Raw genomic sequence first — 23210 nt, forward strand, 5'->3', positions numbered from 1 at the left:
CGGCCCCTCAGTCCCCGTCGACGAGCCGCTGGATGCCGGGGGCGTAGAGGTCCGCGAGGCGCTCCGTGCCGGCGTGGGCGGTGGCACCGTCGGGGCGGTGGAGGCTCAGCGTGGCCCCCAGGCCCAGGAGCTGCCCGGCGACCAGCTCGGCGCGCAGCCGGGCGTCGGGGCCGGTGAGGAGGCCGGTGAGGCGGTCGGTGACCTGCTCGCGGAACCGGGAGCGCAGCAGCGTGCGCTCGTCCTCGATGCCCAGGGAGAAGACCACGCGCAGGAGGGGGTCGCCGCGGAACCGGTCGCGGAGGTCGACCATGGTCAGGACCAGGTGGCGGCCGAGACCGGGCAGGGGAGCCCCGAAGAGCTCGGCGGCGGCCGGGCGGAAGTCGACGACCGTGTTGAACAGCGCTTCCTTGGTGCCGAAGCGCTTGACGATCAGGGAGGGGCTCACCCCGGCCTTGGCGGCGATGCCGCGCATGGTGACCTCGGCGTAGGGCCTGAGCGTGAACGCCCGCCGGGCGGCGCGGATGATGGCGTCGCGTCCGGTCTCCTGGCCTTCCTCGCCGCCGGACCGCCCGGTCTCCTGGCCCTCCTCCCTGCCGGACCCTCCGGCCCCCGGGCCTGACTCCCCTCCGTGCGGGGGAGAGCGGCGGGCCTCCACCGGGTCGGCCTGCTCGGAGGCGTCGGTGGCGGAGGCGTCGGTGGCGGCGGTCGCCGGAGAGACGGTTTCGTCGGCGGTGCTCATGCGTTCCCTCGGGCGGCGCTGGCGGGTGGTGACACCGTGACCGTACCGCCCGGCCGTTCGCCGCCGCGCGCGGCGTCCCGTCCCGGCCGGTCCGACGGCAGCATGAGGGTGGCGACGAGCGCGGCGAGGGCGGCTCCGGCCGCGACCAGGAAGATCAGCAGGTACGCGTGGAGCGTCGGCGCGGTACGGCCGTGGGCCACGAAGGTCACCCGGGCCAGCACGGCGGTGACCACGGCGCTGCACCCGGCCTGTCCGACGGACCGCATCAGGGTGTTGAGGCCGTTGGCCGACGCCGTCTCGCTCACGGGCACGGCCCGCATGACGAGCGCGGGCAGCGCGGAGTAGGCGATGGCGGTGCCGCAGGCGACCACGGTGGCACCGGCGACGATCAGCCAGAGGCTGTGGCTGGTGAAGAAGCGCACCACGTAGCCCACGGTCATCACGACGGCCGCGAGGGCGAGCGCCGTGCGGGGGCCGTACGTGGCGGAGATCCGCGCCGAGAGCGGTGACAGGGCCACCATCGCCAGCCCGCCGGGCAGCAGACAGAGGCCGCTGACGACGAGGGAGGCGCCGAGGCCGTACCCGGTGCTCGTGGGCTCCTGCACGAGCTGGGCCGTGACCAGGGAGTTGGCGTAGAACGAGAAGCCGATCAGCAGGGCCGCGACATTGGTCAGCAGCACGGCGGGACGGCCGGAGACCCTCAGGTCCATGATCGGGGACGGCGTGCGCAGCTCGTACCGGCCCCAGAGCAGCCCGATGACCACCGAGGCGCCCAGCAGACCGAGCGTCGGCGCGGACGTCCAGCCCCACTCGGAGCCCTGGGTGATCGCGAGGAGCGCGCCGACGAGCACGACGGCGAGGCCCAGCGTGCCCGGTACGTCGAAGCGTCCCGGGGCGCGCACACCGGATTCCGGGACGATCGCCAGCACGAGCAGGAGGTCGAGCAGCCCGAGTGCCGCGGACGCCCAGAACATCGTGTGCCAGTCGAAGTTCTCCATCACCACGGCCGCGATGGGCAGACCGATCGCCGCGCCGATGCCGAGCGTGGAGCTCATCAGGGCGATCGACGGCAGGACGCGTTCGGCGGGGAGCTCGTCGCGGATGATGCTGATGCCCAGCGGGATCACCGCGAGGGCCGCGCCCTGGAGGGCCCGGCCGGTGATCAGCACGCCGATGTCGGAGCTGAGCGCGCAGAGCACGGAACCGACGGTGAGCACCCCGAGCGACGCGAGGAGCACCCGCCGCTTGCCGTACATGTCACCGACCCGCCCGAGCACCGGGGTGAACACCGCGCCGGTGAGCAGGGTGACGGTCACGAGCCAGCCGGCCGCGCCCGCGCTCGCGCCGGTCAGCTCCGGGACGTGCGGCAGCAGCGGGACGACGAGGGTCTGCATGACGGCGACGACCATCCCGCAGAACGCCAGGACGGGGACGACGAAGCGCGAGCGGGCGGGTGCGGACGGCGTGCCGGGCGGGGGCGTCGATAGGGGTTCCGATGCGGATGCGGCGGCGGTCATCGTGCTCCAGAGGTGGTGCGAGGGGTGGAAAGGGGAGGGGTGCACACTTGTTCACCCCCAGGGTAAACAAGTGTGCACCCTTGGCCAAGGGCGGGGTGCCCGCGTCCTCCCGGGCCGCGCGCCCCGTCGTGCCGGGTGCCGTGGGGCGGGCGATCCTGGGGACATGGGTGGCGCGCTTCCGCACCGACTGCCCACCGCCTACCGGGCGGCGGCGCGAGGGGCCCTGCGCGTCACGCTCACCGCCGCGGCCGGCTTCTACGTGCTCCTCTACGGCTTCGACTCGGCCGTCGCCGCCACGTACGCGCTGTTCGGGGCGATCGCCATGGCCGGGCTCTCCCGCCTCCCCGGCTCCGGGCGCCAGCGCGCGGCGGTGCTGCTGGGCGTGGTGCCGGTGTGCTGGGTGCTGATCACGCTGGGCACGTACCTGTCGGTGCGGACGTGGAGTGCCGTGGCCGGCATGCTGGTCGTCGGCTTCGCCCTCGCGTTCATGGCCGTCGGAGGACCACGGTTCGCGGGCGCGGCGACGGGCCTCCAGCTGATGTACATCCTGCCGTCGTTCCCGCCGTACGATCCCGGTTCGCTGGGCGAGCGCCTCGGAGGGGCGACCTTCGGGCTCGTCCTGCTGATCGTCGCGGAGGTGACCCTGCTGCCCGAGCCGGCGGCCCTGCCCTACCGCGAGCGGGCCGCCCGGGCCGCGGAGGGCGCGGCGGACTGCGCGGACCGGCTGCGACAGGCCCCCTACGCCCTGCCCGAGGCCGTGCTGCGCGGCGCCCGGACCCTGAGCACGGGGCTGCGCTCCTCCCAGGTCCCGGACGCCGAGCGGCCCGCCGGTGCGGGAATGCGGGCCAGGGCGCTGGCCCACACGGGACTCGCGACGCGCACCCTGCTGGAACGGCTCGCCGTCGTGCCCCCGCCGGCGCGGCGCCCGACGCGCTCCGGCGCGGCCGGGCAGCCGGGACCGGACGGCATCGACCCGCTGCGGGCGGTCGCGGACGTGGCCAGGGAGACCGCGGCCCGGCTGCGGGGCGAGGCCCCCGACGGCCGGGCGCACGCCCTGCTGCGGCAGGTCCGGGTGGCCCTGGCGGCGGCCGAGGGCACCTCGCCCGCCGAGCTGCGCCGCAACGCCGCGCTCCTGGAGATCGCGGACGCGGCCCTCGCCATGTCCACCGCGGCCGACATCGCCGTACGGGGACGCGCGGCCGACCCGCCCGCCCCCGGCCGGTTCTGGTACGCACGGATGCGGGCGCCCAGCCTCTGGTGGCGGCGCCTCTCGGGACACATCGGCGGGCGGTCGGTGTTCTTCCAGAACGCGGTACGGATCAGCCTCGCCCTCGCGGCGGCCCGGCTGATCGCGGGCATCGACACGCTCCCGCACGGCTTCTGGGTGCTGCTTGCCACCCTCACCCTGACCCGGACGACGGTGCGGGAGACCCGCAGGACGGAGCGGATCGCGCTGACCGGCACGCTCGTCGGCGCCCTGGTCGCGGCGGCCCTGCTGGCGCTGGTCGGCACCGACATCGAGGTCTACGCGGTCGCCCTGCCTCCGCTGATGCTGGTCACCTTCACCCTGGGGCCGGTGAAGGGCGTCGGATGGGCGCAGGCGCTCTTCACGGTGGTCGTCGCCCTGGTCTTCGCGCAGCTCGCCCCCGCCACCTGGCAGCTCGCCGAGTTCCGCCTGCTCGACGTACTGACCGGCAGCGCGATCGGCGCGGTCTTCGGGCTGCTGGCCTGGCCCCGCGGCGCCCACGACGAACTCCGGCGGTCGGCAGCGGTCCTCCTCCGGATCGCCGCGGAGATCGTCGTGGCCACGACGGCGCAGATGGCGGCGGGCGGCCGGCGCGTACCGGTGGACACCGCCCCCGGCCACCGGTCGCTCCAGCACGCCCTGATCCTGGCGGAGTCGGCGTACGCGCAGTACCAGAGCGAGCCGAAGGGACGCGGACAGCCGTCGGGCGGACAGGACTGGCAGGCCGCGCTGATCGCCGGGCACCACACGCTGTGGGGCGCCGACCGGCTCCTCGTGCCGCCGGAGCCGATGGTGGTTCCGGCGCTCGGGAGCGAAGCGGCGGAGTCCGTCGTCCGCGCGGGCGACCGGGTCGCGGCGGGCATGCTGCTCACCTCCGCCCGGATGGACCCCACCGGGGACACGCCGGAGACGGCGGCGACCCCGCTACCGGTCCGGGCGTCGACGCTCTCGTCCATCACGGCCGCCGTCGCCGCCGACCCGCCCGGCGCACCGCGCGCGTACTACGCGACCGTGTCCTGGCTGGCCAACCTGAAGGCGGACCTCGTGCGGCTCGCGGGCGACGACGTCGCCACCGCCGACGGTGCCACCCCGCTCGGTGGGCCGGTCGACCCTGACGAAGCCGCCCCTGAAGGCGGGCCCACCGGGCGCGGCGGCGCCACCCCCGACGCCGGGCCCGCCGACCGCGACGGCGCATCGTCCTGAATCCGCCCCCCGATCATCCACCCGGCATGTCCATGACGCCGTAGCCTGATTCCTTTGCGGAATGCCGATTCCGGCGGCCCGTCCCGCTCGTACGAAAGGACTCAGGTGACCTCGATACGCAGCGCCCTCGCCCTCTCCCTCGCCGCCGTCTCGCTCGCGCTGGCGACACCACCCGGCTCGGCGGCGGGCGCGAATGCCTCGGGCACGGGCGGCGCGGGCACGAGCACCGCGCGGCCGAGTGCCTCGGGCGCGAGTACCGCGCGGACGAGTGCTGTGGGCGCGCGTACCGAGGGCGCGCCCGCCGTCACCGCGGAGGAGGCCCGGCTCGACCGGCCCGCGCCCCGGGAGATCCTGCGGCGCAGCGGATTCGACTCCCTGGCCCCGCGGTTCGCCGACGCCCTCTCCGACGCCGGATCCTTCGCCGCCGCCGAGAAGACGGTCGTCCGGTACGCATCGGGACTCTGGCGGCGCGCCGTGGACCGGGCCCAGGGCAGGGGAGGAGAGGGCGGCGGTCTGTCCCGCGACGACGACCGGCCGCTGTACTGGTCGCGCCTCGCGCTCACCCGTGAACTCCGCGCGTGGCAGCCCCGGTTCGGGATCCACGAAGAGGGCCGGGCCCGGCTGCTCGACCGCCTCGAACGTGCTTCGCGCGGCCAGGACTCGATCCGCTACCCGGCGGGCAAGGGCGTGAAGCGCATCCTCCTGACCGGATTCGATCCCTTCACGCTCGACCGCGACACCCGGATCAGCAATCCCTCCGGGGCCACCGCGCTCGCGCTGGACGGGACCTGGCTGCGGACCTCCGACGGCTCCCTCGCCCGGGTGGAGACGGCCGTCTTCCCCGTCCGGTGGCAGGACTTCGCCGACGGCACGGTCGAGCGCACCCTGCGACCGCACCTGCCGGAGGTGGACCTCTTCACGACGGTGAGCCAGGGGCGCCCCGGCCGCTTCGACATCGAGCGGACCAACGGCGCCTGGCGCGGCGGCTTCCCCGACAACGAGAACCTGTCCCGCACGGAGACCGTGCCCGTCGACGATCCGGGCACACAGCCCCAGTGGACGACCACGACCCTCCCGTACACGGCGATCACGGCGGCCTCCACCGGCCGCTTCCCGGTCTACGACAACACCTCCGTCACCGAACTCCCGGCCGGTTCCGACACCCCCGTCGTCCGCCCCGGAGGACCGACGCCCGGCTCCGCCGCCCGCGCGGGCGGCGGCGGGAACTACCTGTCCAACGAGATCGCCTACCGCGCCACGCTGCTGCGCGACCGCCTCGGCCTGAACCGGCTGCCCGGCGGTCATGTGCACACGCCGGTCCTGGACTTCGGCCCCGGGAACACCGACCCGGCCACGGGAACGGTCACCGACGCCACGTTCGTACGGAACCGGCTCGACATCATCGCCCAGGTCCGCGCGATCGTCGCCGTGGCCGCCGGAGCACGGTGATCCGGACGGGTCTCCACGGGCCTCGGCGGTCCCGGTGATCCGGGGCGCCTCGATGCCACACCCCCCGGGCGGAGCGCCCCGGCACGGCGGGCGAGGCGCCCGGGATCAGGTGAGGTCGCGCCCCGCGCCGTCACCCCGCACGCCCCGCCCGAGCGGCGGCAGCGGTTCGAGGGCCGCGTGCCAGGCGGGCGGGAGCGCGCCGGTGCCCGTGCGGGCGGCGACCACGCCACCCACGATGGCGCAGGTGGTGTCGATGTCGCCGCGCCCCTCGACGGTGGTCCACAACGCCTCGTGCAGGTCGTCCAGATGGCCCGCCGCGCACCACAGGGCGTAGGGCGCGGTGTCGGGCCCGGACATCCGGTAGCCGGAGCCCAGGACCTCCGCGGCGTGCCGGACCGAGGTGTGCGCCGGCATCCGGGCCGCGATCCGCAGCCCCGACCGGACGTCGCTGTCGGGGAGCCGTGCGGCGACCGCGTTGAGGAGATCGGGACGCGCCGGTGCGGGCCCGCCCCGGCTGCCCGCCGCCAGCGCGGCGGCCAGGGCGACGGCCACCGCTGCGGCGACCGCCTCCGGGTGGTGGTGGGACACCGTGCTCTGGCGTGCGGCCAGTTCGGCGACGGCGTCGAGGTCGGCGGCGTGCCACGCCCCGAGCGGGGCCACGCGCATCGCCGCGCCGTTGCCCCAGGACCCCTGCCCGGCGAACTGTCCGGCGACCACGTCCCGCCAGGGCTCGCCCGCGCCGATCCGGCGGAGCACGTCGTGCATGGAGGCCCCGTAGCCCCGGTGGGTGTCGTCGGCGTACGCCTCGGCGAGGCGCAGCGCGAGGCGGTCCGGGTCGACGTCCCCGCCGCCCTCGGCGAGTTCCCCGACGAGGACCCGTGCCTGCGCGGTGTCGTCGCTCCACCGCCACACCGGCTCGGGAGGCGGCGTCCGCGACTGCAGGGCGGCGTCGCCCTCGCGGCGCAGGATGCCGAACCAGCGGTCGCCGAAGGCGTCACCGAAGGCGAGACCGGTCAAGGAGTCCAGGGCGGAGGCGGGAGGGTTGATCATCGCGGCAGTATCACAGGGCGCCGGTGTCCCGGGCACTCCGATTTCTCGGTGCTCTTCGCACGCGGGGACAGGAGTCCGTGCGTCGGTAGAGTGGCCCGAGACACGAGAAGAGATCCTCCGATGGACTCCCGCACAGCCCGTACGACGCCCGAGCGCCGTACCACCCGCTCTACTCCCACAGCCCGTACCGGCCCCAAGGCCCGTACGGCGCCCACGTCCCGTACGACCCGCACCGCACGCATACGGTCCAAGCTCGCGCAGGCGCCGTACCTCGCGGGCGGCAGTCATTCGATGGGTGCCGAGCGCCACCTGTTCCGCCTCGCCCCCCGTGTCTCTCCCGCCCGGCTGGACGACTTCGAGCGGGAGCACCGCATCGCACTGCCGCCCGCCTATCGACAGTTCCTCGCCGAACTCGGAGGCGGTGGCGCGGGCCCCTTCTACGGACTGCTTCCGCTGGAGGCCTGCCGGCTGTTCACCATGGACCGCCGGCCCGCGGACGGCACGCCATGGGGATTCCACCACGTCGACCACCCGGACGCGCTCGCGGGAGACCTGTTCCTCCACGTCGTCGAGATGGGCTGCTCCGACCTGTGCCTCGTCGGTGTGACCGGACCGCTCACCGGCCGGGTGCTCACCGGCGACGCGGACGGATTCCGGCAGCCGAACGTCTCCTCGGCCCGGGATTTCCTGAGCTGGTACGAACGCTGGCTGGACCACCTGCGCGACGGCAAGGACAACGCGGCTCTGGGGCTCACCTCCCCGGCCACCGTCGCCCGCGCCTCCTGGGGCCCGAGGGCCACCGCCCGGCGTCCGGCACGGCTTCCGTCCGGAGACGACGGGTCGGCGTGAGGACGCACCGGAGTCGTCCCGTCCGAAAGCACCGGCCGGGGCCGCCCGCGCGTGGTACGAACCCCCCGTACGCACCACCCGCGACGGAAGGGACCCGGAATGGACCACGACGGTACGGAGCGCCGGCCGGTGACGGCGGCGGAACTCTTCGACGGCCTGGGGATCGCGTACGAGCACGCCTTCGTCCGGCTGCCGGCCCAGCGGGCGGCGGTCGACTGGCTCACCGCACGGCTCGGCGCGGGTGCCAGGGTCCTCGACGTCGGCAGCGGTACGGGACGTCCGGTCGCCGACCTCCTGGCGCGCGCCGGGTGTGAGGTGACCGGCATCGACGTGTCCGCGGAGATGGTCGCCCTCGCGAGGGCGCAGGTGCCGGGGGCCCGCTTCGAGCAGTGCGACGTCCGCGCCTTCGAGGCGCCGGAGGGCGGCTTCGACGCGGTGTGCGCGTTCTTCCCGCTGATGATGATGAGCCGCGAGGAGGCGTCCGCCGCGCTCCGGCGCATGGCCGGCTGGCTCGCGCCGGGAGGGTTCCTGGTGACCGCGACCGTGCCCGCCGACGTGGAGGACATGGAGATCGTCTGGATGGAGCACACGGTCAGGGTCTCCAGCTTCCCGGTGGACGAGTACCTGCGCCTCCAGCGCGAGGACTGCGGCCTCGAGGTGCTGCACCACGCGCTGTCGGACTTCACGCCGGACGACGACCGCGCCGCCCCCGAGGAGCACCTGTTCACCTACGCGCGCCGCCCGGAGCGCGCGGGGCGGAAGGAGTCGACGGACTGACGCCCAAGCTTCCCTGACGTATCATCAATTGATGGTGCGTCAGTTATTGACGGTTCACCGGCACGGTCACAGAATGCGGTCACCCGACGGAGGGATCGCCCGTGCCTCGACCGTTGCGCGTCACAGCCGCCGCCCTGACCCTGCTCCTCGTCACCGCCTGCAACTCCGCCTCCACCGGCGGAAGCAGTCCCTCCTCGGTACGGGGAGTCACCGCGGGCACGATCAGGGTCGGCGGCATCGTCTCCATGACGTCCGCCAGCGGCTACTCCAAGAAGGACACCGACCTCGGCGCCCGGGCCCGCTACGACCGGGCCAACGCCGAGGGCGGGATCAACGGCCGGAAGATCGAGTACCTGGGCGCCGAGGACGACGGCCAGGACCCCTCGAAGAACCTCGCGGCGGCCCGCAGACTCGTGCAGCAGGAGAAGGTCTTCGCCGTCTCTCCCATGAGCTCGGTGACCTTCGCCGGGGCCGACTTCCTCGACGCCCAGAAGGTGCCCACGGTGGGCTGGGGCACGCTGCCCTCGTTCTGCGGGCCGGAGCACCTCTACGGCTTCAACGGCTGTCTCGTCCCCACGCCCGGCGGCACGCTCAACCAGACCTGGCCCGAGGGTCTGGCGTCCGTCCTCGGCGGCGCGCGCGGCAGGTCGGTCGCGCTGATCGCCGGTGACAACGACGCCGGGAAGTTCGGCATCCGTACCTTCACGCAGGGCTTCAAGGCGGCGGGCTTCCGGGTCGCGTACGCGAAGGCCGTGGTCCCGGCGACCTCGATGCCGAGCGACTGGTCGGCGTACACCGAGGAGATCCTGCGCTCCGGGCCCGGCGGCACCGCACCCGACGCCGTCGTCTCCGTGATGCAGACCCCGTACAACATCGGCCTGTTCACCGCGCTCAAGCGCTCCGGCTACCGGGGGGTCATCTCCGACCCGACGGACTACGACCCCGGGCTCCTCGCCAAGGACGCGACGAAGCAGGCGCTCGACGGGGTGTACGTGCTGCTCCAGTTCCAGCCCTTCGAGTCGGACACCCCCGCGATGCGGCAGTTGAAGACCGACATCAAGAAGGCCGCGGGCGGTAAGGAAGTACCGCTCAACATGCACATGATGACGGGGTACATGAGCGCCGACCTCTTCCTCTCCATCGCCGCCAAGGCCGGCAAGGACCTCACCGTCGACTCCTTCCAGAAGGCCGCGAACGGCTTCTCCGACACCGGAACGCTCGTCGGTGACCGCGCCGAGCCCAAGGGGCAGAAGGAGAGCTTCGGCTGCGGCGCGCTCGTCCGCCTGAAGAACGGGCGGTACGAGATCGCCGTGCCGTTCACGTGCCATCCGCCGATCCCCTTCGGCTGAGGGGCGCCTCACATGGGTGACCTGCTGGGCTTCGTCCTGAGCGGGCTGGTCTCCGGCGCGCTGTACGCGCTGCTCGCGACCGGCCTCGTCCTCTCCTACTCCGCCTCCGGACTCTTCAACTTCGCGCACGGCGCCACCGCCTACCTGTGCGCGCTCGCCTTCCACGAGCTGCACTCCGGATTCGGCTGGCCGGCCGTGCCCACCGCCCTGATCCTGGTGTGCGGGGTGGCGCCCGGCCTCGGCTGGGGCCTGGACCGGCTGATGTTCCGAAAGCTCGCCGGGGCCGGGGAGACGGCACAGATCGTGGCCACGATCGGGCTGCTCGTCGCCCTGCCCGCCGCCGGACTGTGGACGGTCGAACTCCTGGACCGGGCGGGCGCCCCGGTCGTCCCCGCGGAGAACCAGTACGGGCTGCCGGGCGTCGGCCCCAGCCCGGCCGTGTCCTGGCAGCCGCTCGACGGCGTGGGCGTCGACTCCGACCAGCTGATCACCTGGATCGCCACCGCCCTCGCGGCAGCCGCCCTGTGGGTCCTGATGCGCCGCACCCGCCTCGGCCTCCGGCTGCGGGCCGCCGTCGACAACCGGGGTCTGACCGAACTGCGGGGCATCAGCGCCGACCGGCTCTCCTCGATCGCCTGGATGCTGTCGTCCGGTCTCGCGGGCCTCGCCGGGGTCCTCGCCACGCCGCTCCTCGGACTCTCGGCACACGACTACACGCTGTTCCTCTTCGTGTCGGCCACCGCGGCGGTCCTCGGACGCTTCCTCTCGGTCCCGCTCGCCTTCGCGGGCGGCCTGGGGCTCGGAGTGCTCCAGAACCTCGTCGCGGGGTACGCGTCCTTCGCCGAGGACATCACCGGATTCCGCACGGCCGTACCCTTCCTCATCCTCTTCGCCGGCCTCGTCCTCCTCGGGCGGCGACGGCGGCGCGCGGCGGGCACGGCGGCCGCGGACCCGTCGCCGGCCGACCACCTCGAGGGAAAGGGGTGGGGCCGGCGCTGGGGCGCCTGGGCGGTGGCCGGCGCCCTCCTGGCCGCGTCGTTCTACACCGTCACCACGCCCTTCTGGAGCGGGATCCTGGCCCAGGGGCTCGCGATCGGGCTCGTCCTCATGTCGTTCACGGTGGTCACCGGGCTCGGCGCGATGGTCTCCCTGGCCCAGGCGACGTTCGTGACCGGGGCGGCCCTCGTCGCCGGGATGCTGATGAGCCACGGCTGGCCCTTCGCCGCCGCCGCGGCGGCCGGTACCGCGGCGGCGGCCCTCCTCGGCGCGGTCGTCGCGCTCCCCGCGCTGCGGCTCGGCGGAAGATCGCTGGCCCTCGCCACCCTGGCCCTGGCCTTCCTCGCGGACCAGGTGCTCTTCCAGATCGGCGGGCTCCGGAACGGCGACACCGGCTGGGCGGTCCCGCGCCCGGTGGCCGGACCGGTGGACCTGGGCGACGACCGGGCCCTTGGCCTCGCGCTCGTGCTGCTCGGCGCGGCGGCGGTTGCGCTCCTCACCCGGCTGCGTGGCTCCCGCTGGGGCCGGGCCGTGCTGGCCGTCCGCTCGGCCCCGGAGGCCGCCGCGGCGTCGGGGGTGTCGGTCGTACGGACGAAACTCCTGCTCTTCACGGTGTCCGCGGGCCTCGCGGGCTTCGGCGGGGTGCTCTACGCCTCGTACAACACCAGGATCACCGCCACCGACTTCACGGCGATGACGGGCCTGGTCTGGCTGGCGGTCGTCGTCGCGGCGGGGGTCCGCCGACCGCAGTACGCGGCCGTGGCGGGGCTGGTGTTCGCGGTGGCCCCGCACCTCCTGACGACGTACGTGACGGAGTCCGCGCACCTGCCGGTGATCCTCTTCGGACTGGCGGGCCTGGCACTCGCGAACGACCCCGACGGGTACTGCGCCGCGCTTCCGTCCCGGCTCGCGGCCCGACGCGCCGCGCGACGCGGGCCCGGGGCGGAACGGGAGGAGGCCGCAGGGCGCCTCGGAGGCCAGGGGGCGGGGCGGGAGGGGTCCTCCGGGCGGCTCGGGGGACCGGAGGCGGAACGGGGGCAGTCCTCCGGCCGACTCGGAGGCCCATACGGCGCGAAACCCGTCGCGTACGGAGGCGTCGCCGCCTCCTCGGACCGGCCGTCCGCGCCGTACGCCGCTGCGGTCGACGCCGCCTCCCCGGGAGCGGGCCGCGACCCCCGCGACGCCCCGGCCGCGCTCGAACTGCGCCGCGTACGCGCCGGATACGGTGGCGCGCCCGTGCTCCACGGCGTGGACCTCGCCGTGCGCGGCGGCGAGGTGCTGGCCCTGCTCGGGCCCAACGGGGCCGGAAAGTCCACCCTCTGCCGGGTCGCCGCGGGACTCCTGCGGCCGGTGGACGGTCTCGTGCGGGTGCGGGGCGAGGACGCGACCCGCGACGCGACGGTCGTCCGCGCGCGCCGAGGGGTGCGGCTCGCCCCCGAGGGGCGGGGGATCTTCGCCGGGCTCTCCATCGAGGAGAACCTGACGCTGCAACTGACGGCGGCCGAGGACCGCGAGGCCGTCTACGCGCGCTTCCCCGCGCTCGCCGCCCGCCGCACGGTCGCCGCGGGGTCCCTGTCGGGCGGCGAGCAGCAGCTGCTCGCCCTCGCCCCCCTCCTCCAGCGGCCACCGGCGGTGCTCGTCGCGGACGAACCCTCCCTCGGCCTCGCGCCACGCCTCGTGGACGAGGTCTTCGGCCTCCTGACCGAACTCCGCGACCACGGCACCGCGCTCGTCCTCGTCGAGGAGAAGGCGGCCGGGGTGCTCGGCATCGCGGACACCGTCGCGTACCTCGCACAGGGCGGGATCACCTGGTCAGGACCCCGGTCCGAGGTGGACCGCGACCGGCTCGCCGAGGCCTATCTGGGACGGGGGGTCCGCCGATGAGCCGGGCCCTGCTCCGCGCCGACGGGATCGGGGTGCGCTTCGGCGGCGTCCTCGCGCTGCGCGAGGCGTCCGTCTCCGTCGGCCCCGGGGAGATCTGCGGGCTCATCGGACCGAACGGCGCGGGCAAGACGACCCTCTTCGACGTGCTGTCGGGGATGCGCCGGCCGGACGCGGGAACCGTCACGTACGACGGTACGGACATCACCCGCCGATCCCCCGTCTGGAGAGCCCGGCACGGCATCCGCCGGACTTTCCAGCGCCAGCAGCTCTTCGGGCAGCTGACCGTCACCGACAACCTGGTGGTGGCACAGGACTGGCGCGGCGGAGCACGGTCCGCGACGCGCCTCCGCCGGAAGCGGGCCGCCGCCGTGCTCCACGAGTGCGGGCTCGACCCGCTGGCCGGGACCTACGCGGGAGCCCTGCCCGTCGGCCGGGCCCGCATGGTCGAGCTGGCCCGCGCGCTCGCCGACCCGCCCCGGGTCCTGCTCCTGGACGAGCCCGCGTCCGGGACGACGGCCCGGGAACGCCGCGAACTCGCCGCCGTCATCCGCCACATGGCCGACGAGGAGGGCTGCGCGGTCCTCCTCGTCGAGCACGACGTGACCTTCGTGATGGAGCTGTGCTCACGGGTGGTGGTGCTCGACCTCGGCCGGGTGCTCGCCGAAGGCACGGCGGCGCAGGTCCGGTCGGACCCGGCGGTACGCGAGGCCTACCTCGGCAGTGAGACCGGCGCGGCGGAGGGGGCCACCGAGGCTCGTGACGTCGACCCTTGACCCCTCACCGCCGGGCCTGCCCGGTCCCGTACGGATCCAGCAGCCACGAGCGGAGGGCGTCGTAGTCACGGTCGGTGAGCCCGAGGCGCGCGTCGACACGGTGAACCAGCGCGGGGCCCGGGTGGTGAGCCCCGACCCAGGCACGGTCGACGCCCGTGACCTCGTCGTCGACCCACGCGAACGGCCTGCCGGCCGCCCGGGCGACGAGGGTACGGGTCTTCCAGTGCAGCCCGGCGCGCGCGTCCCGTTCATCGACGTCGGACGGCTCGGGCCAGACCACCACGTCCAGCCGAGGAAGACCGATCAGCGGCGCGACGCACTCGTTCGCGTCCTCCGACCAGGTCGTGGCCCAGACCGGCTCGCACGCGAGGGAAGCCAGCTTGGCGCCGTGCTCCGGATCGATCCGGGCCAGGAGCGGATGGGCCTCGGCGTGGCGCGGATCGAGGCCGGTCGAATGGTTCGGATACTGCCCGGGGTCCCCGCCGAACGGGATGAGCGGTCCATCGACGTCGAGAAAGAGCAGCGGAAGCCGGAGGGAGCTGGTCACAGCGGCCCACCCTAACGACGGGCCGGGGCCCCGCTCCGGTCGGGCGGCGGGTGTCGGTGGGGGAGTGGGGGAGGGGGCGAGCCGACGGTCGACCCATCGGAACAGCCCTGAGGCGCCCACACGACGTGCGGGCGCCTCAGGGTGCGGGAGCAGGGCTCAGCCGCGGATGATGTTCTCCGCCTGGGGGCCCTTCTGGCCCTGGGTGATGTCGAACGTCACCGTCTCGCCCTCGGTCAGTTCGCGGTATCCGTTGCCGGAGATGTTGGAGTAGTGGGCGAAGACGTCAGGTCCGCCCCCGTCCTGGGCGATGAAGCCGAAGCCCTTTTCGGAGTTGAACCACTTCACGGTGCCGCTGGCCATGCTCGTCCTTCTGGTCAATTCAGCGGTGGCCCGGAGAGGGCCACCCCCGGCGCCCCCATCGGACGCCCGAACCAGTACTGCCCCACTGGACCCTCGCCTACACCCGATCCCAAAATCTTGCTCCGGAGAGCCGTCCGCACCCTCCCGGCCGGGCCCGCGCCGAGAGGCCCTACGTGCTCTCCAGGTCGGTGAGGGTCGACCGGAGCCACGCGACTTCCGTCCGGCTCGTGGCACGGGCGACGGTGAGAATTCCGCGGCGGAACGGGTCGTCCAGGTCCTCGGCGCGCAGGGGACGCTCGCCGTCGTAGAAGAAGCTGGCGGGCTCTTCCAGGAAGGCGAGACGGCGCCGGAGGACGGCGGCCTGGGAGGCAGGGTCGTCGAGGTGACGCAGGAAGGCCAGGAGGGTGAACCAGCGGTTCTCGTCGGTCACTTCGGCACCTGCGGCGTCCGCGAGACGGTGGCGCAGCTCGTCCCGGCCGGCGTCGGTGAGGGTGAGGACCTGCCGGGGGGCCGCGGCGGGGCCGGGCCGGATCTCCCGGACGAGCAGACCGGCCCTCTCCAGGCGCTTGATGGCCGGGTACAGCGTGGACTCGCCGACCGGGCGCACATGGCCCGTGAGGGCGGTGATGCGCTTGCGCAGCTCGTAGCCGTGCAGCGGGGTCTCGTAGAGGAAGCCGAGGATCGAGAGTTCCAGCATGCCCGCATTCTCTCCCATGGCGACGATGCCGTAGTACTGTGATGGCGTAGTACTGCGGTGACGTAGTACTGGGGTGCCGAGAGCAGGGGAAAGGGGAACGGGCGGTGCGTGGGGCGCGATTCGACGAGCGGGGCAGTGTCATCCGATGGACCGAGGCGGACGGGGAGGGGCCCGCGGTGGTGTTCGTCCACGGACTGGGGGCCGCCTCCACGGTCTACCACGCTCACATCGGGGCCCGACGCGAGCTCGCGGGCCGGCGGATCCTCTTCGTCGACCTGCCGGGACACGGCATCAGCGACCGGCCCGCCGACTTCGGCTACGCCCTGGAGGATCACGCGGACGCGCTGGCCGCCGCGCTCGACGCGGCCCGGACCGGCGACGCGGTGCTCGCCGGACACAGCATGGGCGGAGCGGTCGCCGTCGTCCTCGCCCACCGCAGGCCCGACCTGGTCGGGCGGCTCGTCGTGGCGGAGGGCAACTTCGATCCGTTCCCGCCGCCCACGGCGGGCAGCAGCGGCATCGCGTCGTACACCGAGGAGGAGTTCGTACGCGGCGGGGGTTTCGCCCGCGTCCTGGAACGCGTCGGCCCCACGTGGGCGGCCACGATGCGACTGGCCGACCCGCTGGCCCTGCACCGGTCAGCCGTCCACCTGGTGCGGGGCACGGACCCCGTGATGCGCGAGATGCTGCTCCACGCGCGCGTGCCGCGCGTCTACCTCCAGGGTGAGCGGAGCGGGGATCTGCCCGGCGCGGACGGCCTCCGGACGGCCGGTGTGGACGTCGTGACCGTGCCCGGCGCCGGTCACAACGTCATGTTCGACAATCCCGCCGTCTTCGCCCGGGCGGTGGCCGGCCGGTGACTGCCTCGACGGCACGGCGAGCGCCCGCCGTGACGACGGGCGCTCGCCGTGGCTCAAGGCCAGGACCAGGCCACGGCGGGCGCGCCCCCCGGTTCGATCAGGACCAGGACGAGGCCACCAACGACCTCTCCGCCGCCGCCAGATGCACGGCCGAGGCGAGCCAGGCCCGCGCGTAGTCGTCGGCCGAGGCGTCGGTGAGGCGGCCGAAGGCGTCACGGGGACGGCGGCCCGCCTCCTCGGTCAGGGACCGGGCGAGGTGCGCCGCCCCGGCCAGACCCGCCCGGGTCAGCCGGGCGACCAGCGAGGCCGCTTCCGCTCCTCGGCCCGCCTCCGCCACCGTGCGCCGCCCGCCCGCCACGCCCGCCTCCAGCAGGCGCCGCACCCGCCACAACGGCGCGTCCGCCAGGGGGTCGGGACCCGCGGCCACCGCCTCCGGGACCGCCGGGCCCACCCCCTCGCGGGGGAAGTGCTCGCCCTGCAACCGGTCGTAGCCGAGATCGGCACGGCCCTTCCACTCCGCCGGCAGCCGCAGCGTGACCGGAGCCCCCGGCACCGGCCCGACCGCCAGCGGCCGAAGCGTCGCCGCCCGGTCCAGATCGGGGCGGCCCAGCACTCGCAGAGCGAGTCCCGGGTACTGGGCGATCCGCCGCAGGTTCGCCGCGTGCGGCAGCTCCGGGTGGGGGTGCGCGGCGCGAAGCCGCACCAACGGCCCCTCCCCGGCGACACGGACGACGACAGCGTCACCGGCCGCCCCGATCACCTCGACGTCACAGCCCAGCAGCGCCGTCGCCGGCCCGTCGGCCTCGCCCGCCCCGGGTCCGTCCCCGGCCAGCGCGGCGGTCATCGCCTCCCGCACCGGCCGGGCGAACAGCGCGGCGACGGGCTCCTCGGACCAGTCCACACCCCGCAGCGGCGTCGCGCTGACCCCACGCCCCGCACCGAGCCGCCCGTCGGCGGAGACGGTCGCGCCGACGATCCGCAGACCCCCGCGCGCCAGCCCCGCGTGGTCCAGGACCGCGCCGCCGAGCGCCACCTGGGCCGAGCCCGCGCCCTTCGCGCGGGAGAGACCGCCGGGCCGCACGTCCGACACCGTGTAGAAGGCTCCTTCCGCACCGATCAGATGCGTCGTCACTCCGCCGTACCCGGTCGCGGACAGCACCGGCTCCCGGCACAGCCCGTACGCCCGCACGCTGCCGCCCTGCGCGTAGACCCGGCGCGCGGACGCCGCCGCACCCGCGTCGGCCGCCCCGGAGCTCAGCGCCGCCGCGCCCGCCAGCAACGTGCGGAACGCCTCCGCGAGGTCGCTCAGACGCTGGCCCTCGCGCCGCTCGCGCGCCGCCCTGAGACCCCGTACCACCCGCAACGCGGCGGCCTCGGCGCGGGGAAGTCCCGCCAGCCGAGCCGTGTGGGCGGCGCGGAGCAGCTCGGCCTGCACCACCGCGCCACCCGCGGCGACACCGGCGGCCAAGGCCTCGGCGGCGGCGCCCCAGAGCCCCTCGGCGGCGCGCACCTGCGCGGGAGTGAGGGCGACCGGCTCGACACCGGAGGCGTCTGCCGCACGGCGCGGATCGTCCCCGGGTGCCGTGCGGGGGAGAGCCGGTCCGGACCCGTCGGGCCGGCCTTCGGGGGAGCCCTCTTCCACGGCGGCGGTCCCGTCCGGGGCCGGCTCCTGGTCGCCGTGCGCGTCGGCGTCGGCGAGGGGAGCCGCGCCCAGCACCGCGGCCCGGTGCAGGCAGCGAGGCGCCAGGAGGCAGCTGCACACGGCCTGGTCCGCGTGCGTGACCGCGCCGGACGGGCCCGGACGCAGGGTGACCGAGGCGTCCTCGCCGAAGGGGACCTCGACCGACCCGTCGGCCGAGGTGGCGGCTCGTGCGCCACAGTCCGCGACGGCCGCGTCGAGCTTCTTGCGCAGTCGTGCGCTCAACTGCTCCACGGCGTCCGCGAGGACGTCGGGGGCGACGGGAGGCAGCAGTCCGGTACTCAACGGGGTTCTCCACGGAGGCGGTCGCCCACCCAGCGGGCGAGGGCGAGCGGGCTGAGAGCGGCGACCGGCATGCCGGCCGCGACGAGTTGGCGTGCCACGGGCACCGAGTAGCGCGGAGTGCCGGTGTCGTCGAGCGCCGCGCAGCCCAGCAGGTGGGCTCCGGACGAGGCCAGGGCGCGCACCTCGCCCAGCAGCCCGGCGAGCGGTGCACCCTCCTCGAAGTCGCTGACCACGACGACGAGCGTGCGGCTCGGCACGGTGATCAGCGAGCGCGCGTGCGCGAGACCGGCCGCGATGTGCGTCCCGCCGCCGACCCGGACCTCCAGGAGCAGCGACAGCGGATCCTCGACCCGGTCGGTCAGATCGATCACCCGGGTCGAGAAGGCCAGGAAGTGCGTGGACAGGGTCGGCACCCCGCCCAGGACCGCGGCCGTCAGCGCCGACCAGATCACCGAGGCCTCCATGGAACCGGAGACGTCCACGACGAGGACGAGCCGCCAGTCCGCCTCCTTGCTCGCCCGCGTGCTGAACACCGGGTGCTCCGGCACGACGACCAGTCGGCCGTCCTCGGCGCGCCGGGTGTGGGCGAGGTTGGCCCGGAGCGTACGGGCCAGGTCGAGGCGCCCGCCGGGGCGCCGGGTGGGGCGCGGGGTGGCCAGACCCGAGAGCGCCGGGCGCAGGCGGGTGGCCAGCTCCCGCGAGAGCTCGTCGACGAGCCGCTTCACCAGCGGACGCAGCCGGGCGAGCTGGGCCTCGGGCATGCCACCGGCCAGGGACAGCACCGAACCGAGCAGCTCCACCGAGGGGCGCACCGATTCCGGATCGAGCTGCGCGAGCACGTCGACGCGACCCGCTTCGGCGGCTCCCGCGAGGACCTCCTCGCGCACGTCGGAGCCGAAGAGCGCCTCCAACTCCGCCGCCCACTCGCGGGCGGTGGGGAAGGACGGGTCCTGGCCACCGCCCTGTCCGGGCGCGCCGCCGTCCAGGTCCTGCGCGCCCTCGCCGCGCCCCCGGCCGTACAGCTCGTCCAGGGCGTGGGCGTAGCGGCGGGCGTCCCCGCTGAGCCGTTCCTTGTGGCGGCCGAGCAGCAGGCGCCACCGGTCGGCGGGTCCGAGCCGCCGCTCCCCGTGCTCGGCGGCCGTGCTCGGCGGCGCGTCCGTATCGGCGGTCGCACCGTCCGCGGCCGTGGCCGCGGGGAGGGGACTCTCGGCCGCGTCCCCGCCCGACAGACCCAGGGCCTTCAGCGCGGCCGAGCCGGCGGCGTCGGCCGCCGCCCACAGGGCGAGCAGCTCGGCGGGGGCGTCGAGCGACAGGTCGAGCCGGTCGCCGAGCCGCTCGGTCACGGCCGTGAGCAGCCGCTCGCGAGCGGCCGGTGCCAGCGCGTCGAATCCGCCGCGCAGCGCCGGGAGACGGTCGAGGAACTCCGTGTCGGCCAGCGCGTCGACCCGGTCCATGAGCGGGGCGAGTACGTCCGGTGACGACTGGAGGAGGGGCCCGGCGGCCGTCAGCAGCCCCACGAGCCGCTTCGACAGCGCGCGGCGCGCCTCGGGGGTGGTGGCCCCGTCGATCCAGGCGGCCGTCCGGTCGCCGAGCCCGGGCACGTCGTCCAGGTCGAGCAGCACCCGCACGGCCAGGGCGGCGCCCTGGATGAGCGGGGAGCCGTCGGTGGCCAGCCCGGAGAGCGCGCGGTCGAGACGGAGGCCCAGGTGGCGGGCGGCCGTCCGGTCCGCCAGCGCCACGAGCGCCCCGGCGTCGTCGGCGCTGTCGCTCCCCGCGAGACCGGGCAGGGAACGCACCGCGGCTTCGAGGAGCGTCTCCGTGAGCGCGCCGGCCTTCGTGCGGGCGTCCTGGGTCGTGCCGGGGTAGTGGCCGCGCCGCAGCCCCTCCAACAGGTCCAGGGCCTGGAGGAGTTCCGGCAGGTCGGCGCTGTCGGGCAGCACGGCGGAGGCCTCGTGCAGGCGGGCGTCGACCAGTTCGGGCAGGTCGCAGCGGGCCGCTTCGACCAGACCGGTCAGGATCTGGGCGGGGGTGGGGCCTCCCTCGGCGTCCTCGCGGCGCGCGGTCGCGGCGAGGGTGCCGGCCGCGGCCTGGGCGGCGGTGACGCCGCGCACCCCGGCGAGATCGAGCCGGGCGGGCACCGACAGCGTCCACGCCAGACGCCACTTGGTGCCGAGCGCGGTGCCGTCGCCCGTGCTCGCCACGGCGAGGGGTTCGCCGTACGAGGCGCCTATCACCAGCAGCCGCCGGAGCAGCACCTCGCGGCGACCGTCCAGGGCCGAACGGAGCGGGTCGAGACGGACCTCGCGCCGGTCGGGCTCGTCCGGGCGGGGCAGTCGCAGTTCCGCGAGCTCGGCCTCGACCGAGGGGCCCAGGCCCGACCGGGGCGCGTGCGGGCTGATCCGGCCCCGCGCGGTGCCGACGAGCACGGTCTCGAGGGCGCGGGCCAGGGCCCGGCCCCGGCCGAGGGGCTCGCCCTGGCCGAGGACCGTGGTGACGGCCTCCAGGAGTTCACCGCGTCCGGGTGCGGGCAGTCCGCGCAGGGCCGCCAGGTCGCAGGCGAGGCGCAGCGTCTCCGCGGCCTCGCCGGTGCCCGCGGTGTGGCCCGCGCGCCGCATCTCCCGGCACAGACCGGTCAGCGCGTCGGCGGCCGCCTTCAGGATCCGGTCGGGATCGCCCGCCGCGCCGAGCACGGCCTGCTGCCACAGCGGGTCGCGGATGCCGGCGGGGTAGCCGGACCGGGAGTCGAGCAGGTCGAAGGAGTACGGGACGAGCGAGGTGACGGCGGCGTCGTCGTGCCCCGCGCGACGGTCGGCCGGCGCGACCGCCGTCGACTCCGTGGCGCCGTCCGGCGGCCCGGGACGGCCCTCCTCGGGGCCGTCCGCGCGGTCCGTCGTGTGCGCGGTGGCGGGGCCGGTCCCGGTGGCCGAAGCCCCCTCGCCCCGCTCCTGCGCGGGCGCCAGGAGCGCGGGCGCGTGGAAGGCGCCGATCACCGCCGCCACGCGCCGCCCTCCGGCGGAGGCGTCGGCGACGACCCGCCGCATCCGCTCCTCGCGCGCCAGGTCGACGGCGGGCACGACGGCGTCGGTGCGCAGGGCCCAGCCCACGCCCAGCGCGGCGCGCCGCACCGCGTCGGGGGCGCAGCCCGGAGCCAGTACCTCCACCGCGCGGTCCCACAGGTCGTCGCCGTCACGACCGGTCCCGGCGGCGACGAGCCCGTCGGCGTACGAACCCCGCCCGCGCGCCTCGGAATCCGGACGGACGCCGTCCCCCGGGTCCGGCTCGGGCACCGGCCCGTGCTCATCGGCCGCCCAGCCGGGGTCGCCCAGGGGAAGGTCGCAGCACACGACCTCCGCGCCACGCTCCCGGGCCCACCGGACGGCGGCGAGCTCCGGCGAGAAGTCCGCGAACGGGTAGAACGACAGCCGCCCGCCCTCACCCGCCCCGGCCAGGGCCACCGGGGCGACGGTCTCGGGATCCGCGAGGTGCTCCAGCCAGGGCTGGAAGTCGGCGGGAAGCTCGACGCAGACCACCTCGGCCCGCGCCTCGTCAAGCAGCGCGGGCACGACCGCGGCGAGGGCGGGGCTGTGGTGCCGTACGCCGAGCAGATACGGCGTGCGGGACGCGGCCAGCGCGTCCACCGCGGCTCGGGGATCGACGGTCGACGTCACCGCAGGCTCCCGCGCAGGTCCCAGAGGCGGCGCCACATCGCGGAGCCGCCCTCGGCCCGGCGGCGCACCGGGCCGTCCCAGTAGCCGAGCAGCCGCGCGTGGTCGGCCGGGTCGTCCTTGCGGACCACGCCAAGCAGATGGCCCGGCAGCAGGTCCAGCACGTCCCCGTCCGGAAGGTAGGCGGCCGAGACGCCCAGCGACGCCGCCACCTGCACGGCCTCGGCGGTGGACATGACCGTGCCCGGCCGCTCCACGTCCCAGCCCTCGGTGGAGCGGCCGGACCGCAGGTCGCGGAAGACCGTGACGAGGGCGTCCAGGACGGCGTCGTCGACGGCGAAGGCCGCGCCCGCGCGCTGCACGGCGGCGACGGCCTGGCGGCGGATCAGCACCGCCTCGGCGTCGGCGTCGGCGATCGGGTCCACGGTCTCGAAGTTGAAGCGGCGCTTCAGCGCGGCGGACATCTCCGAGACGCCGCGGTCGCGCAGGTTGGCGGTGGCGATGACGGTGAAGCCCGGGGCGGCGCGGACCACCGCGTCCTCGGTGGCGGTCAGTTCGGGCACGGTGATCCGCCGGTCCGACAGGAGGGAGACGAGGGCGTCCTGGACCTCCGGCAGACACCGGGTGATCTCCTCGACCCGCACCACGCGCCCCGTCCGCATGGCGGAGAGCACGGGGGAGTCCACCAGGGCCTGCGGGGTGGGTCCCTGGGCGAGCAGCAGCGCGTAGTTCCAGCCGTACCGGAAGGCGTCCTCGGTGGTGCCCGCGGTGCCCTGCACGGTCAGGGCACTGGTGCCGCAGACGGCGGCCGAGAGCAGCTCCGACAGCATCGACTTGGCCGTACCGGGCTCACCGGTGAGCAGCAGCCCGCGCTCTCCGGCGAGGGTGACCACGCACCGCTCGACCAGGGCCCGCTCGCCGACGAACTTGGGCGGGATCACGAGCTTGGACGGCAGGTCGGCGTGGCGCTCTGCCAGAGCCAGCTCCCGGCCGTCGCTGCCGCAGACGAACGTGACGACCGCGCGGGGGGTGAGCGCCCAGCCGGGCGGCCGCGGGCCGGGGTCCTGCGCGGCGAGGAAGGCGAGCTCGACCGCGTACCGCTCCTCGGCGGGCATGCCCTGCCGGGCGGTCGCGGTCTGTTCGGTGACAGTCATTCGGGATTCCTTCGTCATGGTGCGACGTGCTTGCGTACGGGAGGGGAGGGGCCGGTGCGGCGCACCCGGGGGCCGGGGCGCCGCACCGACGACGGGGCGGCCCGTCGGCGA

Annotated in this window: 17 protein-coding genes; 8 read left to right on the forward strand and 9 right to left on the reverse strand. The window is 75.3% G+C overall.

Features of this window, described 5'->3' with window-relative positions; translation table 11 throughout:
- Window positions 1-7: 7 nt before the first annotated feature.
- Both ACFYXU_RS21625 and ACFYXU_RS21630 read right to left on the reverse strand, forming a co-directional pair.
- Window positions 8-739, reverse strand: coding sequence for a TetR family transcriptional regulator (locus ACFYXU_RS21625; RefSeq protein WP_389459288.1), 732 nt, complete (start codon window positions 737-739; stop codon window positions 8-10).
- Complete coding sequence (locus ACFYXU_RS21630; RefSeq protein WP_376510351.1) at window positions 736-2256, reverse strand: MFS transporter; 1521 nt, start codon at window positions 2254-2256, stop codon at window positions 736-738. The genes ACFYXU_RS21625 and ACFYXU_RS21630 overlap by 4 nt, the downstream gene beginning before the upstream one ends.
- A gap of 163 nt (window positions 2257-2419) precedes the next feature.
- Here ACFYXU_RS21630 and ACFYXU_RS21635 point away from each other — a divergent pair, with 163 nt between their 5' ends.
- Both ACFYXU_RS21635 and ACFYXU_RS21640 read left to right on the forward strand, forming a co-directional pair.
- The gene (locus tag ACFYXU_RS21635; RefSeq protein WP_389459290.1) at window positions 2420-4705 is read left to right on the forward strand and encodes an FUSC family protein; all 2286 of its coding nucleotides are present in this window, start codon (window positions 2420-2422) and stop codon (window positions 4703-4705) included.
- A 273-nt stretch (window positions 4706-4978) separates the two neighbouring features.
- Complete coding sequence (locus ACFYXU_RS21640; protein ID WP_376510429.1) at window positions 4979-6154, forward strand: pyroglutamyl peptidase; 1176 nt, start codon at window positions 4979-4981, stop codon at window positions 6152-6154.
- A gap of 105 nt (window positions 6155-6259) precedes the next feature.
- Here the strand turns inward: ACFYXU_RS21640 and ACFYXU_RS21645 are convergent, their stop codons facing one another.
- Window positions 6260-7204, reverse strand: coding sequence for an ADP-ribosylglycohydrolase family protein (locus tag ACFYXU_RS21645; protein WP_389406836.1), 945 nt, complete (start codon window positions 7202-7204; stop codon window positions 6260-6262).
- Between the two features lie 291 nt (window positions 7205-7495).
- Here ACFYXU_RS21645 and ACFYXU_RS21650 point away from each other — a divergent pair, with 291 nt between their 5' ends.
- The 5 genes from ACFYXU_RS21650 to ACFYXU_RS21670 all read left to right on the forward strand — a co-directional run bounded on the left by ACFYXU_RS21650 (window position 7496) and on the right by ACFYXU_RS21670 (window position 13832).
- Window positions 7496-8053 (forward strand): SMI1/KNR4 family protein, encoded by a 558-nt coding sequence (locus tag ACFYXU_RS21650; RefSeq protein ID WP_389459292.1) that lies wholly within the window; start codon window positions 7496-7498, stop codon window positions 8051-8053.
- Window positions 8054-8152: 99 nt separating this feature from the next.
- Complete coding sequence (locus ACFYXU_RS21655) at window positions 8153-8830, forward strand: class I SAM-dependent methyltransferase (protein WP_376510343.1); 678 nt, start codon at window positions 8153-8155, stop codon at window positions 8828-8830.
- 101 nt (window positions 8831-8931) lie between these two features.
- Window positions 8932-10179 (forward strand): ABC transporter substrate-binding protein, encoded by a 1248-nt coding sequence (locus tag ACFYXU_RS21660; protein ID WP_376510341.1) that lies wholly within the window; start codon window positions 8932-8934, stop codon window positions 10177-10179.
- Window positions 10180-10191: 12 nt separating this feature from the next.
- Complete coding sequence (locus ACFYXU_RS21665; protein ID WP_389406838.1) at window positions 10192-13059, forward strand: ATP-binding cassette domain-containing protein; 2868 nt, start codon at window positions 10192-10194, stop codon at window positions 13057-13059.
- Complete coding sequence (locus ACFYXU_RS21670) at window positions 13056-13832, forward strand: ABC transporter ATP-binding protein (protein WP_389406839.1); 777 nt, start codon at window positions 13056-13058, stop codon at window positions 13830-13832. The genes ACFYXU_RS21665 and ACFYXU_RS21670 overlap by 4 nt, the downstream gene beginning before the upstream one ends.
- A gap of 4 nt (window positions 13833-13836) precedes the next feature.
- Here ACFYXU_RS21670 and ACFYXU_RS21675 read toward each other — a convergent pair whose 3' ends face one another.
- The 3 genes from ACFYXU_RS21675 to ACFYXU_RS21685 all read right to left on the reverse strand — a co-directional run bounded on the left by ACFYXU_RS21675 (window position 13837) and on the right by ACFYXU_RS21685 (window position 15436).
- Complete coding sequence (locus ACFYXU_RS21675; RefSeq protein ID WP_389459295.1) at window positions 13837-14379, reverse strand: hypothetical protein; 543 nt, start codon at window positions 14377-14379, stop codon at window positions 13837-13839.
- A 156-nt stretch (window positions 14380-14535) separates the two neighbouring features.
- Window positions 14536-14739 (reverse strand): cold-shock protein, encoded by a 204-nt coding sequence (locus tag ACFYXU_RS21680; protein WP_147981444.1) that lies wholly within the window; start codon window positions 14737-14739, stop codon window positions 14536-14538.
- 169 nt (window positions 14740-14908) lie between these two features.
- On the reverse strand, window positions 14909-15436 hold the full coding sequence (locus tag ACFYXU_RS21685; RefSeq protein ID WP_376510333.1) for a PadR family transcriptional regulator: 528 nt from the start codon (window positions 15434-15436) through the stop codon (window positions 14909-14911).
- A gap of 104 nt (window positions 15437-15540) precedes the next feature.
- Here ACFYXU_RS21685 and ACFYXU_RS21690 point away from each other — a divergent pair, with 104 nt between their 5' ends.
- Window positions 15541-16296, forward strand: coding sequence for an alpha/beta fold hydrolase (locus ACFYXU_RS21690; protein WP_389406841.1), 756 nt, complete (start codon window positions 15541-15543; stop codon window positions 16294-16296).
- Between the two features lie 97 nt (window positions 16297-16393).
- Here the strand turns inward: ACFYXU_RS21690 and ACFYXU_RS21695 are convergent, their stop codons facing one another.
- The 3 genes from ACFYXU_RS21695 to ACFYXU_RS21705 are packed head-to-tail and all read right to left on the reverse strand — an operon-like array spanning window position 16394 to window position 23099.
- Window positions 16394-18280 carry a hypothetical protein gene (locus tag ACFYXU_RS21695; RefSeq protein ID WP_389406842.1) on the reverse strand — a complete coding sequence of 629 codons (1887 nt, stop codon included), beginning with the start codon at window positions 18278-18280 and terminating at the stop codon, window positions 16394-16396.
- Window positions 18277-21948, reverse strand: a complete 3672-nt coding sequence (locus ACFYXU_RS21700) for a DUF5682 family protein (protein ID WP_389459297.1) — start codon at window positions 21946-21948, stop codon at window positions 18277-18279. Before ACFYXU_RS21700 ends, ACFYXU_RS21695 begins: the two co-directional genes overlap by 4 nt.
- Entirely contained in the window at window positions 21945-23099 is a 1155-nt protein-coding gene (locus ACFYXU_RS21705) for an AAA family ATPase (RefSeq protein ID WP_389406844.1), read from the reverse strand. Before ACFYXU_RS21705 ends, ACFYXU_RS21700 begins: the two co-directional genes overlap by 4 nt.
- Window positions 23100-23210: the final 111 nt, after the last annotated feature.

This window comes from Streptomyces sp. NPDC002232 (assembly GCF_042890295.1).
Lineage (GTDB): Bacteria > Actinomycetota > Actinomycetes > Streptomycetales > Streptomycetaceae > Streptomyces.